Source organism: Streptomyces sp. NPDC048484 (assembly GCF_040651415.1).
Lineage (GTDB): Bacteria > Actinomycetota > Actinomycetes > Streptomycetales > Streptomycetaceae > Streptomyces.
Genome location: NZ_JBEZJY010000025.1, coordinates 40,835 through 55,531, shown reverse-complemented (window position 1 = coordinate 55,531; position 14,697 = coordinate 40,835). Strand labels below are relative to the sequence as shown.

Sequence of the window (14,697 nt, the reverse complement as noted above, 5' to 3'; positions counted from 1 at the left end):
AAAGTCCCAGGGCCGTCAGTCGGCGGGGACCCACCGGCGCTCGGAGCCGTCCGCGCCGTCCGAGGCGTACCAGTAGCGCGGCAGGCCCTTGATGCCGCTCGTACGGAACGGACGGCCGTGGTCGTCGATGCGGGCCGTGCCGGTGCGTCCCTCGGAGGACCAGTCGAGTTCGAGGTACCAGGAGCAGCCGCAGGTCTCCGTCCGCGCGTTGACCAGCAGCACCTCCGGGTCCTCGGCGGACACCCGGTAGGGCATGCGCACCGCGGGGATCGGCGTGCCGGTGTCGTTGCCCGGGACCGATCGGGCGATCGGGCGGTCCTTGTCCAGGTCGACGGCGAAGGAGCGGGGGGTGATCGAGCCGCCGCAGCCCTGGTCCATGGCGTAGACGGTGCCGGGTACGGGCGCGGTGCGGCCGACCACCCGGACCCGCAGTGCCGTCAGGACGACGGCTGTCGAGGTCCGGCCCTGCACCGAGATCTCCACGTTGGTCTCCCGCCCGTGCACGGCACCCTGGGTCGCCGCCCAGGTCCCGGCGTCCTGCGGCGCCGGTGGCGGCGGAACCTGCTGCGGTTCCTTGCGGATGACGTAGTCGTGGCCGCAGCCCAGCTTCCACGCCTGCGAGTTCGCGGTCCAGGTGAGCGGTACGGCGCCGGATCCGCTGCCGCCCTGCTTCGTGTTCTTCGAGTTCTTCGTGTTCTTCGAAGGCGCGCCGCTGTTGCCGGGGGACGTGGACGCCTTGCCGGTGCTACCGGCCGAGGGCGACGGGCTGGTCCCGGGGGAGGGGCTCGTCGACGGGCGGTGCCGTGCGCCCGAGGTGGCCTTCGTCGTGGTCGGGGACGGGCCGGCAGTCGGGGAGGCGTGGTGGGAGGACCGGCCGTCGGGGAGAGCCGACAGGCCGCCCAGCGTGGCGAGCAGCGCGGACACCGCCGAGACGGTGACGGTGACCCGCCGCCGCCGATACCAGGCGCGCCGGGGTCGCGGGTCGGAACCGACGACTGGGCCGGCACCTGAATCGGACCTGGTCTCGGTCTCGGACCCGGACCCGGACCCGGTCTCGGTCTCGGACCCGGACCCGGTCTCGGACCCGGTCTCGGAGCCGGCCTCTGAGCCGGAGTCGGCCTCGGATACGAGGTCGTGTGCGGGGCTCGGGGCGGGTAAGTCGTGGGTCTGCGTGCCGGAAGCGCCCGTTGCCCGCGCGGCGGACGCGCTGGCGGCGACCTCGCCGGCAGGTTCCGGCAGCGGCCCCGGCCCCGGCTCGCCGTTCGTGCGGGGCTGCGGCTGTGGCTCGGCCGTGTCCGGCGCCGGGCTCTCCGGCGGACCGGGCGTACGCGGCCGCTGCCGTGCCGCGACCGCCAGGATCCACCGGCGGTGCAGTTCGAGCCGCTCGGCCGGAGTGGCCCCGCACAGTGTGGCGAACCGCTCCACGGGAGCGAAGTCGAGTGGCACCGCGTCACCTGCGCAGTAGCGGTGCAGCGTGGAGGTGTTCATGTTCACCCGACGCGCCAGGGCGCCGTAACTGCGGTCCGTCCGAGCCTTCAGCTGTCTCAGCAGCGCCGCGAACTCCTCGACGTCGTCGTCCCGAGTCGACACCGTTCCCCCGTAGTCGTCGTCGCCCCCTGGCCGAGGGGCGTGTCCCGTCCCGGAAGCGCATCCCAGGCACCCCATATACCTGCACGTCAGGAGGGATGGGATGGTTCCACCGTCGCGAAAAGGGCGCGGCCGGTTGCGCGGGCACCGAGTGACGGCTGATGCTCTTGGTGTCGCACCGACCGCCGCCGGACCGACCATCCGGCGGCAGCCCAGGACGGGCTTTCGCGGCGGCACCCACCACCCACGCACGTAGTTCGACCTGCACGTGTGCAGGTGGCTCGTGCATGCACGCAGCAACAGGGGGACACATGATGATCAAGCGCAGCCGGGCCGTGGCGCTCACCGCACTCGCCGTCGCGGGCCTCGCCGTCGGTACGGCACTCGCAGGCCCCGCCGGCGCCACGGTGGACGTCACGGCGAACGCCTCGGTGCCCGTCTCGGTGAAGTCGAGCGTCGCGCCCAAGTTCCTGTCGGCCTCCCAGCTGCCGCCTCACCCCACGTCCGCCTGGACGGCGGGCAAGGTCACGCCCGGTGTCCCCGACGAGCTGCTGTTCTGCCTGGAGGAGGCGCTGCCGGGCTACGACTCCTCGTACCGGGACTTCCGGACCGACCTGGAGACCAACGCCCAGCAGCTCACCATCGTCGTGGGCAGCAACGCCAAGGCCGATGCCCTCGCCAAGCGGCTGAACGAGGAGACGAGGGACTGCGCGGCCAAGGCCGAGCGGGCCGACCCCGACGTCGGGGCCACGCTGAAGGACTACGGCACGTTGCCCGTCGAGGAGGGCGCCCACGTCTACGGAGTGCACACCACCACCTCCTGGGGCGCCACGGACATCAACCTCTACGCGGTCGGCCGCGACGGCCGCACCGTCACGGTCGTGAAGTGGGGCCAGATGGGCGACTTCTCCGACGCGCCGGTGAAGGCCTTCAGGAAGACGACGACCACCGCGGTCAACAAGCTGTACTGACCGACGGAAGAGCCGGGGCGCCCTCCCGTCACGGGGGTGGGGAGGGCGCCCCTCTTCCCTTTACCCGTTCTCTCCGTTACCCGTCGTTTTCTTTTACCCGCTGTCCGAGGTCGGAGGATCCAGCTCTCCCGCCGGTCCGCAGCCGGTCCGTAGCCGTTCGGCGTACGGCCGGTGCGACAGGTGCATGTCGGCAGTTGGGCCGAGTGCCTGCGGCCGCTCCGCCCGTCGGGAACGTCGGCTCGAAGTAATGAGGCACCGCCGGGTTCGCCGCTGTCCTGCGCCGCAGATGACCCGGGCGGTCTCCTTCGCAAAGCCGCCTTGGGGCGCCCCTCTCGTGTCAGGGTCACGGCCGTCGTGCCGGGGCATCGGCCGGGCTCCGGCCGCCGTGTCCGAGGGCCCACCCCTTCCGGAGCACCTGGTATCCAAGCGGAACCAACCCGTCGAGCAGGGCTTTGTGTACATCGCTCAGGTCTGGCAGATACGGGAACCGCCGCGTGGCCCCGGCCCGCCGACGTACGCCGTACCTGCCCTGCCCGCCGCCGGTCGTCGCCGACGGGGCGTCCCGGAAGGCTTCTGAGGGGTGGCCCGGCCCATGGACGGCGGGCGTCTGGCATGGGCCAGTGGCCTACGTACGGCAAGTGGTTCGAGAATCGACATGACTGCCGTCATTCCGGGCGGGGCATGCATCCCGTGAACGTGTTCGAGCAAGGGGGAACCAACAACGCGGCGGGGGTCATGAAGAGATATGCACGAGGAGGCGGTCCCGCCTTATCAGGGGCCTTCTCGGTGGAGACGGTGAAGACGGCCACGGCCGTGGAGGACACGGCGGAGAGCGCGCCCGACCAGCACAGCTCCTGGCAACTCAGGCGCAGACTCCGGCGCTGCGACCTCCGGGCGGTGCCCGAGGTCCGCAGGGCGCTGCGGGAGCTGCTCGCCCACTGGGGGAGGCCCGGCAGGGCCGAGACAGCGGAACTGCTGACCAGTGAGATCGTGACCAACGCGCTCGTCCACACCGATCAGGAGGCGCTGCTGACGGCAACCGTCGGCCCGCGCGGACTCCGGGTGGAGGTACGGGACTTCGAGGCACGCAGGCCGAGGCTCCGGGTACCGAACGTGAGCGACGGTACCCACGGCAGGGGCCTGGTGCTGGTGCAGTCGCTCGCGGACGCCTGGGGCGTACGCATGCACGGAGTGGGGAAGGCGGTGTGGTTCGAACTGGATGGGGGCGCGGCATGAACTGCCGCGCCCCCACCCGGAGTCGGGCCGTCGTGCGGCCCGGTCCCCGCTCAGCCGAACTGCTGCTCCAGGTCCTTCAGCTTGCGCTCAAGGGAGTCGAGCCGTGGGAGAGCCATTGTGTCGTCCTCCGCGGTGAGGTCGACCGTTGCCGACTCACTGCTGCGGCGGACGGGCTGCAACGAGGGTCGGGCGCGTGTGGGTAGTTCTGGCGTTGATATGGCAGGCTCCGCGGCGACCTGGGGGGCCGCTTGGGCCGACTGGAGTTCCGCCTGACGGCCACCGCGGCCGATCATTCCGCGGTGGCCGCGGGTGATCGCCTTGATGCGGGCGCGGTCCAGCTTCTCCTGGTCACGCCGGCGCAGGCGGTTCTGCTCCTTCTCCCGCTTGTCCTCACGCACTTCCTCGACGGCCTCGTCCAGGCTGCGCACGTTCTCAAGGAGCATCAGCGACCAGGCGCTGTAGGTCTCACGAGGGGCACGCAGCCACCGTACGATCCGGATCTGCGGCAGCGGCCGGGGTACCAGGCCCTGCTCGCGCAGGGCGGCGCGGCGGGTCTGCTTCAGCGCGCGGTCGAAGAGGACGGCGGCCGACATGGACATGCCGGCGAAGAAGTGCGGGGCGCCGGCGTGGCCGAGGCCCCTGGGCGCGTGCACCCAGTTGAACCAGGCGGCGGCGGCCGCGAACGTCCATACGAGTATGCGGGAGCCGAGGGCCGCGTCACCGTGGCTGGCCTCGCGCACCGCGAGCACGGAGCAGAACATGGCCGCGCCGTCCAGGCCGAACGGCACCAGGTACTGCCAGCCGCCGGTCAGGTTCAGATTCTGCTCGCCGAAGCCGACCAGGCCGTGGAAGGAGAGTGCGGCGGCGACCGCGGCGCAGCAGAACAGCAGCACATAGGAGGCGGTGCCGTAGACGGCCTCCTTGCGCCTGCGGCGCTCTTCCGTGCGTTCCCACGAATCTTCGACGCGGGTCTTCTCCCCGGTGCGTTTACCACGCGCGAGCACCGCAACCGCTGCCAGCAGGCCCAGGAGCAGTACGGCGCCGGGTAGCAGCCAGTTCAGCGATATGTCGGTCAGTCTCATCTGGGGTCCCTTGCATTGGGATAGGGCGTAACGCCCGTCATAGTGGCCCAATCCCGTGGGTCCTCAGGGGGTTTCGGGGCAAGAGGCCGCCAAGAGAGTGCAAGGGGGTGTGCGCGGGCGGCATTCTCCTCGAACTGCCGCTTGAGGGGCGGGAGTTGAGTTCGAGTTAGATTACCCGTACGGGTGGTTCCACGGAAAGTTCTTGCGCAAGGTGAGGATATTGTGAAGCGGCTGTAACCTAAGAGGCCGCTTACGTCGCCAAGGCGCCTGATTCCGCCCCGAGTTGGTCCATCCGGGGGGCTCACACCTGCGGGGCTCACACCTGCGGGGCTCACACGTGCGGGGCTCAGCCCGCCATCTGCGTTGCCGGCGCTGCCTGGGCCGCATGCGTCGCCTCGGCCGCCTGGGTCGTCAGCTTGGCGATGCGAGCGGCCTCGGAGTTGCGGGGGCAGTTGGCGCAGGTGTCCTCGGCGTCGAGGGTGTAGTAGAAGCAGCAGCTGGCCCGGTCCCGGGTGGGCAGGCACTCGCCGTTCGAACCGGTCACCTCACGGAAGCCGGCCGTGCCGACGTACGGCTTGGTGGTTCCCGGGAACAGCCGTTCCAGTTCCACCGTCGCGCGATGCTGCTCGCCCAGCAGACCGGCCACGTACCAGAGGCTCTCGACGACCTCGTCGGTCGCCATGGCCCACAGGGCGCGGCCCCGGCGCCGCATCCGCGGGCCGAATCCGTTGAGGACCGGCTCCAGGTGCTCGGCCACGGAGGCCCGTACCTCGGCGCGCAGGGCCTCTTCGTCCCGGACGACCCGGGCACCGGGCAGTGTCGCGGCCGGGTCGTCCGGCAGGCAGGCGAACTCGCCCACGCGCACCGCGATACGGCCGGGCATGCGCTGGAAGGTGACGTCCTGCACGGGGAACCGGGGGACACGGCGGAGCACGAACCACGGCACTGTGATCAGCAGACAGGCGGGCCAGGCGTACCGGTGCAGGCCGAAGCTGGCGATGACGTCGGGGCGGGCCCGCCGTCCGTGGTCGGCCAGCACCTGCTCGTCGTCCCAGGCGAGGTAGGAGTCGAGGTCGGCCCCGGCCTTCGCGAGTTCGGCGACGCCGATCCGTCCGTCACCCGTCGGGGCCGGTTCGCCCGCGGCGAGCTCTGTCACTCCCAGGGCCGGGAACACCTCGGTCATCCGCGTGTACGCCTCGGTGAGCGCCGAGCGGGCCGGGTGCGCGGCGGCAGCACGGGGCGCGGTCTCGGCCGGGGCGGGAGCGGACATGCAGGGGACCCCGTTTCGCGATCATCAACAGGTAAGGCTTACCTTACCCGATAGGGTCGAGGTTTACCCTGTTCTGTCGGGGTCACGACGGACCTCACCCGAAACACCCACCAGCACCGCCAGCCCCGGAGGAGGCTCCCGTGGAGAAGGCCGGTTCGCGCGAGGCGTACGGCTTTGCCGGAGACCCTGCGCAGACGCGCCCCGCGGAGGCCTGTCACGGGGCGGCCCGCACCGGGGAGACCCGCTCCGCCGAGACTCGGCCCGCGGAGGGCCGGCCCGCAGAAGCTCGTCCCGGGGGCGTCCGGCCCACGGGGGCTCACCCCGGGGTCGCCCCTGCTCCCGGGGGTGCCCCTGCTCCTGGGAGTGCCCGTGCCGGGGCGGCCGCCGTGCGGGTCCCTTTCCAGGCACGGTCGGAGGACGGCAGCCGGCAGCGCGGGGCGAGTCATGGCGAGGCCGTGCGGGACGACGGCACCTCTCCCGCGCCCCCGACGCCTCCCGCCGCTCCTGTCGCCCCTGCGGCCCCCGTGGAACGCGCGACCCCCGTCGAACACGAGGCCCGCGGCGAGCACACCCACAGTGAGACGCCGATTCCGCGGCCGCGGGTGCGGCGCTCCCCCGCCCCCGCCCCCGCCCCCGGGTCCGGAGCCGGCTCAGCCTTCGCCTCCGCGGTTCCCCGTCACGTGATCCAGCGGGCCTCCGTCCGCGGCCAGATCCTCGACGCCCTCCGGTCCGCCCTCGTCGCCGGCGAGCTCGCCCCCGGTGAGGTCTACTCCGCCCCGGCACTCGGCGAACGCTTCGGCGTCTCGGCGACCCCCGTGCGTGAGGCCATGCAGCAACTCGCGAACGAGGGCGCGGTGGAGGTCGTGCCCAACCGCGGCTTCCGTGTCATACGGCGCGGAGCCCGGGAACTGGCCGAGCTGGCCGAGATCCGGGCCCTCGTCGAGATGCCGGTGGTGCTGCGGCTGACCCGTACGGTGGCCGCCCCCCGCTGGGCGGAGCTGCGCCCGCTCGCCGAAGCGACCGTGGCCGCGGCGTCCACCGGCGACCACGCGCGCTATGCCGAGTCCGACGGCGCCTTCCACGCCGCAGTCCTCGCCCTCGCGGGCAACCGCCAGCTGGTGCAGCTCGCGGACGACCTGCACCGCCGCGCCCAGTGGCCCCTGGCCGGCGCGCCCGTCCGCCGCACGCGCGCCGACCTGCTGGCCGACGCGGCCCAGCACACGGCCCTCCTCGACGCGCTGACCGGCCAGGACGTCGCGACCGCGCAGTCCCTGGTACGGGAACACTTCGCGGGCATGTAGAGGGTACGCACCCGTTCGTCAGGCCCTGATTCGTCAGGCCGTGACCGTCGATGGGGCCGAACCCGCCGGTGAGGCCGAACCGTAGACGTCAGGCCGAGGCAGCCGGTGGGGCCAACTGCTCTGCCAGCCACGTGGGTACGCCCCCGAGGAGCCGGAACAGCCGCCCCGCCTCCGCCCGCAGCCGGGACGCCTCCGGTTCGGTCTCCGCGTCGGCGAGGGACGCCAGGGCCGGGGCCGTACCGACGAGGTAGCCCAACTCCTCGCGGATGCGCAGGGATTCGGCGAAGCCGTGCCGAGCCTCCGCCAACTCGCCCTCGCGCAAGGCGAGTCCGGCGAGGTGGCGCCAGGTGGAGGAGAGGAGCAGCGGGTCGTCGTGGGCGGTGGCGCCGGCGTGGGCGCGGCGGTAGGCGGCGCGCGCCGACTGCGGGGAGCGGGCGAGGTTCTCGGCGAGCAGGCCGCGCCGGAAGTCGAGCAGGGCCCGCCCCCGGGCGCCCGGCGCGAGCAGGGCCGCGGCCCTGCCGAGCGCGGCCCGTGCCTCGTCGGCGCGGTCACGGACCGCGAGCAGCGTGGACGCGTACGCGAGCTGCCCCCGCTCGCACGCCGCCGCGCCCCGCTCGTCGTCGCTCTGTGCCAGCGCCTCCGCCGTACGCAGTGCGTCCTCCGCCTCCGCCCACCCCTGCTCGGTGTAGAGGCACCGTTCGACGAGCAGCGAGGCCCGTTGGAGAGCCGCCGATGCCGTGTGTGGTTCGAGGAGCGCGGCCGCGTCGGCCCAGCAGGCGCGTGAGCGCAGCCGCCATACCGCGGTCTGGAGTGGATCGTCTCCTGCGGTTGTTCCGTAACCAAAACCAAACATGGCGGGATGCGCCACGTTGCCCTCCCCGAGCACGCCATTGAGCTGTTGAGTGGTGGCGGCATCTCAGCACGAATCAACGCGCCCGGCCAAGGGGGTAGGTGAAAGATTTCACAAAGTCGTGGGACAGAGAAGACACTTGGTGCCTTCTCCTGGCTCTCTGCTGCGCCCCGGCAACGCCTGCCTCACGGCCCACAACGCCGTGACCTCAGCTCATCCGCAAAGCCAGGAAGAAGTCCAGCTTGTCCTCAAGCCGGGAAAGATCTCGCCCCGTCAACTGCTCGATACGCCCGACCCGATAGCGCAGCGTGTTGACATGCAGATGCAGACGGGCCGCACAGCGCGTCCAGGAGCCGTCGCAGTCGAGGAACGCCTCCAGGGTCGGGACCAGCTCGGCCCGGTGCCGGCGGTCGTAGTCGCGGAGCGGATCCAGGAGCCTGGCCGTGAAGGCGCGGCGCACGTCGTCCGGCACGAAGGGCAGCAGCAGCACATGGGACGCCAGCTCCTGATGACCCGCCGCGCACACCCGGCCGGGCCGGGCCGCGGCCACCCGGCGCGCGTGCCGGGCCTCCTCCAGAGCGCCGCGCAGCCCCTCCGCCGAGTGCACGGCCGCGCTGACGCCGAGCGTGAGCCGCCCGTCGCTGTCGAGCCCGGCCGACAGCGGGTCGCGTACGGCCTCCAGGATCGCGTCGGCGAGCAGTCCGGTCTCCGAACCGTCGTGCTCCGAGGAAACAGCCGGCAGTGGTACGAGCGCGACCGCCTCGTCACCGGTGTGGGCGACCGCGATCCGGTCGGACGGCTCGGATCCCGGCGACAGCGGGTCGACCAGGATCTCCTCCAGCAGTGCCTGCGCCGCCGGTCCGCCCGCCGGTCCGCCTGCCGGTCCGCCCGCGGGCCCACCCGCCGGCCCTTCGGTCCGCCTTCCACCGCCGGCCTCGGCCGAGGTCCCCCCGGGCCCGCCCCTCGCCTCGTCCCATTCGACGCGGGCGACCACGACCTGCCAGTGCGGGGCCGCACCGAGCCCAGGCAGCAGCACGGGCGCCGCGACCCGCAGCCGTGCCGCGATCTCGGCGGGCGCGGCACCGGTCTGCACCAGCTCCAGAACCTCCTGCGCGAGTCTGCGCCGCACGGTGCGCGCCGCGTCCCGCCGGTCCCGCTCCACGGCGATCAGCTGCGTCACGCCCTCCAGCAGTTCGAGCCGCTCCGCCGGCCAGTCCCCGGCATCCGCCTCGACCGCGAGCAGCCACTCCGACAGCACCGTCTCGCGTACGTCGGGGGCACCCGCCGTACCGCGGCCGCCGCTGCGGACCGGGAAGAGCGAGTACGTCGCGGGGCCCACCGCCACCCGGTACGGCCCGCGCCGGCCCGCGCGGACCGCCGCCAGATGCTCACCGGCCAGCGCCGCGCGCACGCCCGCGGGCAGCCCCGTCTCCGCGAGGTGCGAGCCCGCGATGAGGCGCCCGGCGGGGGAGAGCACCCAGGCCCGCAGGTCCAGGTCGGAACCGAGCAGGTCCAGTACCACGTCCGGGCCGCCGCCCGCGGGCCCCGAGGTCATCATCCGGCGGTGCCGGTCCACCACGGCCGCCAGGTCCCCGGCACGCTCGCCCGACACCTGCCGTACGACGTGCTCGGTGATCGTCGCGAAGGCCACCGACTCGACGACGGCGAACAGCGGCAACCGGTGCTTGGCGCAGGCCGTCACCAGGTCGTCCGGGATCGCGCCCAGCTCCGCCTCGCCCGCGGCCAGCGCCGTGACCCCGGCGCCCGCGAGGATCCGTACGAAGGGCTCGGAGTCGGCGGCGCCGCGGCGCCAGGCGAGACCCGTGAGCACCAGCTCACCGCCCGAGAGGTAACGGCTCGGATCCCGCAGGTCCGTGGTCATCACGCCCCGCACGGTGCGGTCCAGCTCGCCCTGGCCGCCGAGCAGCCGCAGGCCCAGCGCGTCCGTGTCCAGCAGTGCGCGCAGCCGCATCTCGTCGCCGCCGTTCTGTCTCGAAATCTACGATGGATGGGAGGGATGGGGGGTGGGGGAGGGGCTCGGACCGAGGTCGGCACGTAGAGGGCTGTGTCTGATGGTTCCGGAGGGCTGTGTCTGATGGTTCCGGAGGACTGTGCCTGAATGTTTCCAGAGGGCTGTGCCTGAATGTTTCCAGAGGAAAACCAAGAGGTTGCTGATGACCTCCGTTCATATGAATCTACAAGATGAGCCCCCTGGCCAGCCAACTCCTTCATGGTTTCGGTGACTGACCCCGTTGGTGGAACGGGCTGTGTACTGACTTCGATCCGCGTGAACACCTCATGAAACGAGCCGGGCCCGCCGCACACGATCTGGCTTGATCAGCACGATCCACGAGACGAAGAAGAGAGCCGGTCATGGACTTCCTTCGCCCTGCCAGCTGGGAGGAGGCGCTTGCCGCGAAGGCAGCGCACCCCACCGCTGTGCCGATTGCGGGCGGCACCGACGTGATGGTCGAGATCAACTTCGACCACCGCCGGCCCGAGTACCTGCTGGACCTGAACCGGATCGGCGAGCTGGGCGACTGGGAGGTCGGCGAGGAGTCGGTCCGCCTGGGCGCCTCGGTCCCGTACACGGCGATCATGGACAGCCTGCGCGGCGAACTGCCCGGTCTGGCCCTGGCCTCCCACACCGTGGCCTCCCCGCAGATCCGCAACCGCGGCGGAGTCGGCGGCAACCTCGGCACCGCCTCCCCGGCCGGCGACGCCCACCCCGCCCTCCTCGCCGCGGGCGCGGAGGTCGAGGCCGAGTCCGTACGAGGCTCACGACTGATCCCCATCGACGCGTTCTACACCGGGGTCAAGCGCAACGCCCTCGCCCCCGACGAGCTCATCCGGGCCGTCCACATCAAGAAGGCGGACGGCCCGCAGCAGTACTCGAAGGTCGGCACCCGCAACGCCATGGTGATCGCGGTGTGCGCCTTCGGCCTGGCCCTGCACCCGTCGTCGCGCACGGTCCGCACCGGTATCGGTTCGGCCGCCCCCACGCCGGTGCGGGCCGAGGTCGCCGAGGAGTTCCTGAACGCGGCGCTCGAAGAGGGCGGGTTCTGGGACAACGGCAAGATCATCACTCCGTCGGTGGCCAAGCAGTTCGCCGAGCTGTGCTCAGCGGCCTGCAACCCCATCGACGACGTCCGGGGCACGGCGAGCTACCGCCGCCACGCGGTCGGCATCATGGCGCGCCGCACGCTGACCTGGACCTGGGAGTCGTACCGCGGCACTGACGGCGTCGCACATCAGAAGGGCAGGGTCGCGTAATGCGCGTCAGTTTCACGGTCAACGGCCGCCCACAGGAAGCCGACGACGTGTGGGAGGGCGAGTCCCTGCTGTACGTACTGCGGGAGCGAATGGGCCTGCCGGGTTCGAAGAACGCCTGCGAGCAGGGCGAGTGCGGCTCCTGCACGGTCCGCCTCGACAACGTGCCGGTCTGTTCCTGCCTGGTCGCGGCCGGGCAGGTCGAGGGCCGTGAGGTCGTCACGGTCGAGGGCCTGGCAGACTTCGCCAAACAGCGTGCGGAACACGGGAGTCGCGCCTCAGGAGGGGCCGAAGGCGCCGACGGGGCCGGACGGTCCGCAGCATCCGGACGGTCCGCAGCATGCGGTACGCCTTTGGACGCGGCCAGGCGATGGGAGGCCGGGCCCGCCGACTCCCGGACCGGCGAGGGCGCCGAACTGTCCCCCATCCAGCAGGCGTTCATCGACGCCGGAGCCGTCCAGTGCGGCTTCTGCACCCCCGGCCTGCTGGTCGCGGCCGACGAGATGCTGGAGCACAACCCGACCCCGACCGACGCGGACATCCGCGAGGCGCTCTCGGGCAACCTCTGCCGCTGCACCGGCTACGAGAAGATCATGGACGCGGTCCGCCTGGCGGCCGCGCGGCAGGGAGAGGCGGTCTGACGATGGCTACCGACACCGATCGCAACACCGCCCGTAACGCCGCTCGCAACACCGCCCGCAACGCCGCTCCCGTCGGCACTCCCACCAAGGTCACCCAGGGCTCCCCGACCAAGGGCGGCATCGGCGAGTCCACGCTCCGTCCGGACGGCACCCTCAAGGTCACCGGCGAGTTCGCGTACTCGTCCGACATGTGGCACGAGGACATGCTGTGGGGCCAGATCCTGCGCTCCCCGGTCGCGCACGCCGAGATCCTCTCCATCGACACCGGCGAGGCCCTGGCCACGCCCGGCGTGTACGCCGTCATGACGTACGACGACCTGCCGACCGCCGTGAAGAACTACGGCCTGGAGATCCAGGACACGCCCGTACTCGCCCACGGCCGCGTACGCCACCACGGCGAGCCCGTCGCCATCGTTGCCGCCGACCACCCCGAGACCGCCCGCCGCGCCGCCGCCAAGATCAAGGTGGAGTACCGGGAACTGCCCGTCGTCACGGACGAGGCCTCGGCCACCGCGCCGGACGCCCCGCTGCTCCACGAGGACCGCGACGACCACCACAGCGGCCACGTCGCGCATCCCAACATCGTCCACCGCCAGCCGATCGTGCGCGGTGACGTGGCGGCGGCCCGGCAGCGCGCCGACTTCGTCGTCGAGGGCGAGTACACCTTCGGCATGCAGGACCAGGCGTTCCTGGGCCCCGAGTCGGGCCTCGCCGTGCCCGCCGAGGACGGCGGCGTCGACCTCTACGTCGCCACCCAGTGGCTGCACTCCGACCTGCGCCAGATCGCCCCGGTCCTCGGCCTGCCCGAGGACAAGATCCGGATGACGCTCTCCGGCGTCGGCGGCGCGTTCGGCGGCCGCGAGGACCTGTCCATGCAGATCCACGCCTGTCTGCTGGCGCTCCGCACGGGCAAGCCGGTCAAGATCGTCTACAACCGGTTCGAGTCCTTCTTCGGGCACGTCCACCGTCACCCCGCGAAGCTCCACTACGAGCACGGGGCGACGAAGGACGGCAGGCTGACCCACATGAAGTGCCGGATCGTCCTCGACGGCGGCGCGTACGCCTCCGCGTCCCCGGCGGTCGTCGGCAACGCGGCATCCCTGGCGGTCGGCCCGTACGTCCTCGACGACGTCGACATCGAGGCCATCGCCCTCTACTCCAACAACCCGCCCTGCGGTGCCATGCGCGGCTTCGGCGCGGTCCAGGCGTGCTTCGCCTACGAGGCGCAGATGGACAAGCTCGCCGACGCGGTGGGCATGGACCGGGTGGAGTTCCGGCAGCTCAACGCGATGTCGCAGGGCGCGGTCATGCCGACGGGCCAGCCGGTCGACTCGCCCGCCCCGGTCGCCGAACTCCTGCGCCGCGTCAAGGCGATGCCGATGCCGCCTGAGCGGCAGTGGCTCGCGGCCGGCGAGGCGGCGGACGTCCGTCAGCTCCCCGGCGGCCTCTCCAACACCACCCACGGCGAAGGCGTCGTACGCGGCGTCGGCTACGCGGTCGGCATCAAGAACGTCGGCTTCTCGGAGGGCTTCGACGACTACTCGACGGCCAAGGTCCGGATGGAAGTCGTCGGCGGCGAGCCCGTCGCGACCGTCCACACCGCGATGGCGGAGGTCGGCCAGGGCGGTGTCACCGTGCACGCGCAGATCGCCCGTACGGAGTTGGGTGTCACCCAGGTGACGATTCAGCCGGCCGACACCCAGGTGGGGTCGGCCGGTTCGACGTCCGCGTCCCGCCAGACGTACGTCACCGGCGGCGCCGTGAAGAACGCGTGCGAGCTGGTCCGGGAGCGGGTCCTGGAGATCGGCCGCCGCAAGCTCGGTACGTATCACCCGGCGTGGGCCACCGCCGAACTGCTCCTGGAGAGCGGCAAGGTCGTCACCGACGGCGGTGAAGTGCTGGCCGACCTGGTGGACGTACTCGAAGACGAGGCCGTCGAGGTCGAGGAGGAGTGGCGGCACCGGCCGACCGAGGCCTTCGACCTCCACACCGGGCAGGGCTTCGGGCACGTCCAGTACTCGTTCGCCGCACACCGCGCCGTAGTCGAGGTGGACACCGAGCTGGGCCTGGTGAAGGTCATCGAGCTGGCCTGCGCCCAGGACGTCGGCAAGGCGCTCAACCCGCTGTCCGTCGTCGGCCAGATCCAGGGCGGCACGACTCAGGGCCTGGGTATCGCGGTCATGGAGGAGATCATCGTCGACCCCGTCACGGCGAAGGTCAGGAACCCCTCCTTCACCGACTACCTCATCCCCACGATCCTCGACACGCCGACCATCCCCGTCGACGTGCTCGAACTCGCCGACGACCACGCGCCGTACGGGCTCCGTGGCGTCGGCGAGGCCCCGACCCTGTCGTCCACTCCGGCTGTCCTCGCGGCCATCCGGAACGCGACGGGTCTGGAGCTCAACCGCACGCCGGTCCGACCGGAACACCTGACCGGTACGTAGCCACGTAGCCACGTAGCCACGTAACCAAGAGCCACGTGGCTC

11 protein-coding genes are annotated in these 14,697 nt (G+C 71.9%); 6 read left to right on the top strand and 5 right to left on the bottom strand.

Features of this window, described 5'->3' with window-relative positions; genetic code table 11:
- Positions 1-15: 15 nt before the first annotated feature.
- Complete coding sequence (locus AB0D14_RS25045; protein ID WP_362782799.1) at positions 16-1,590, bottom strand: helix-turn-helix domain-containing protein; 1,575 nt, start codon at positions 1,588-1,590, stop codon at positions 16-18.
- Between the two features lie 311 nt (positions 1,591-1,901).
- Here AB0D14_RS25045 and AB0D14_RS25040 point away from each other — a divergent pair, with 311 nt between their 5' ends.
- Both AB0D14_RS25040 and AB0D14_RS25035 read left to right on the top strand, forming a co-directional pair.
- Positions 1,902-2,558 (top strand): hypothetical protein, encoded by a 657-nt coding sequence (locus AB0D14_RS25040; protein WP_362783006.1) that lies wholly within the window; start codon positions 1,902-1,904, stop codon positions 2,556-2,558.
- Between the two features lie 813 nt (positions 2,559-3,371).
- The gene (locus AB0D14_RS25035; RefSeq protein WP_362783003.1) at positions 3,372-3,794 is read left to right on the top strand and encodes an ATP-binding protein; all 423 of its coding nucleotides are present in this window, start codon (positions 3,372-3,374) and stop codon (positions 3,792-3,794) included.
- Positions 3,795-3,844: 50 nt separating this feature from the next.
- Here AB0D14_RS25035 and AB0D14_RS25030 read toward each other — a convergent pair whose 3' ends face one another.
- Together AB0D14_RS25030 and AB0D14_RS25025 are read right to left on the bottom strand one after the other, a co-directional pair.
- The gene (locus AB0D14_RS25030) at positions 3,845-4,876 is read right to left on the bottom strand and encodes a DUF2637 domain-containing protein (protein WP_362782796.1); all 1,032 of its coding nucleotides are present in this window, start codon (positions 4,874-4,876) and stop codon (positions 3,845-3,847) included.
- Positions 4,877-5,222: 346 nt separating this feature from the next.
- Positions 5,223-6,146, bottom strand: a complete 924-nt coding sequence (locus AB0D14_RS25025; RefSeq protein WP_362782794.1) for a (2Fe-2S)-binding protein — start codon at positions 6,144-6,146, stop codon at positions 5,223-5,225.
- Between the two features lie 524 nt (positions 6,147-6,670).
- On the opposite strand from AB0D14_RS25025, the gene AB0D14_RS25020 reads away from it, so the two are divergent.
- Positions 6,671-7,447, top strand: coding sequence for a GntR family transcriptional regulator (locus tag AB0D14_RS25020; protein WP_362783001.1), 777 nt, complete (start codon positions 6,671-6,673; stop codon positions 7,445-7,447).
- 88 nt (positions 7,448-7,535) lie between these two features.
- Here AB0D14_RS25020 and AB0D14_RS25015 read toward each other — a convergent pair whose 3' ends face one another.
- The gene (locus AB0D14_RS25015; RefSeq protein WP_362782791.1) at positions 7,536-8,315 is read right to left on the bottom strand and encodes a hypothetical protein; all 780 of its coding nucleotides are present in this window, start codon (positions 8,313-8,315) and stop codon (positions 7,536-7,538) included.
- Between the two features lie 190 nt (positions 8,316-8,505).
- Positions 8,506-10,269 (bottom strand): PucR family transcriptional regulator ligand-binding domain-containing protein, encoded by a 1,764-nt coding sequence (locus tag AB0D14_RS25010; RefSeq protein ID WP_362782789.1) that lies wholly within the window; start codon positions 10,267-10,269, stop codon positions 8,506-8,508.
- A 401-nt stretch (positions 10,270-10,670) separates the two neighbouring features.
- Between AB0D14_RS25010 and AB0D14_RS25005 the strand changes: the two genes are divergently transcribed.
- From AB0D14_RS25005 to AB0D14_RS24995, 3 genes are read left to right on the top strand one after another with little or no spacing between them, the layout of a single operon-like run.
- Complete coding sequence (locus AB0D14_RS25005) at positions 10,671-11,570, top strand: xanthine dehydrogenase family protein subunit M (RefSeq protein WP_362782786.1); 900 nt, start codon at positions 10,671-10,673, stop codon at positions 11,568-11,570.
- On the top strand, positions 11,570-12,208 hold the full coding sequence (locus AB0D14_RS25000) for a (2Fe-2S)-binding protein (RefSeq protein WP_362782784.1): 639 nt from the start codon (positions 11,570-11,572) through the stop codon (positions 12,206-12,208). The genes AB0D14_RS25005 and AB0D14_RS25000 overlap by 1 nt, the downstream gene beginning before the upstream one ends.
- Positions 12,209-12,210: 2 nt before the next feature.
- Positions 12,211-14,655, top strand: coding sequence for a molybdopterin cofactor-binding domain-containing protein (locus tag AB0D14_RS24995; RefSeq protein WP_362782781.1), 2,445 nt, complete (start codon positions 12,211-12,213; stop codon positions 14,653-14,655).
- Positions 14,656-14,697 lie beyond the last annotated feature (42 nt).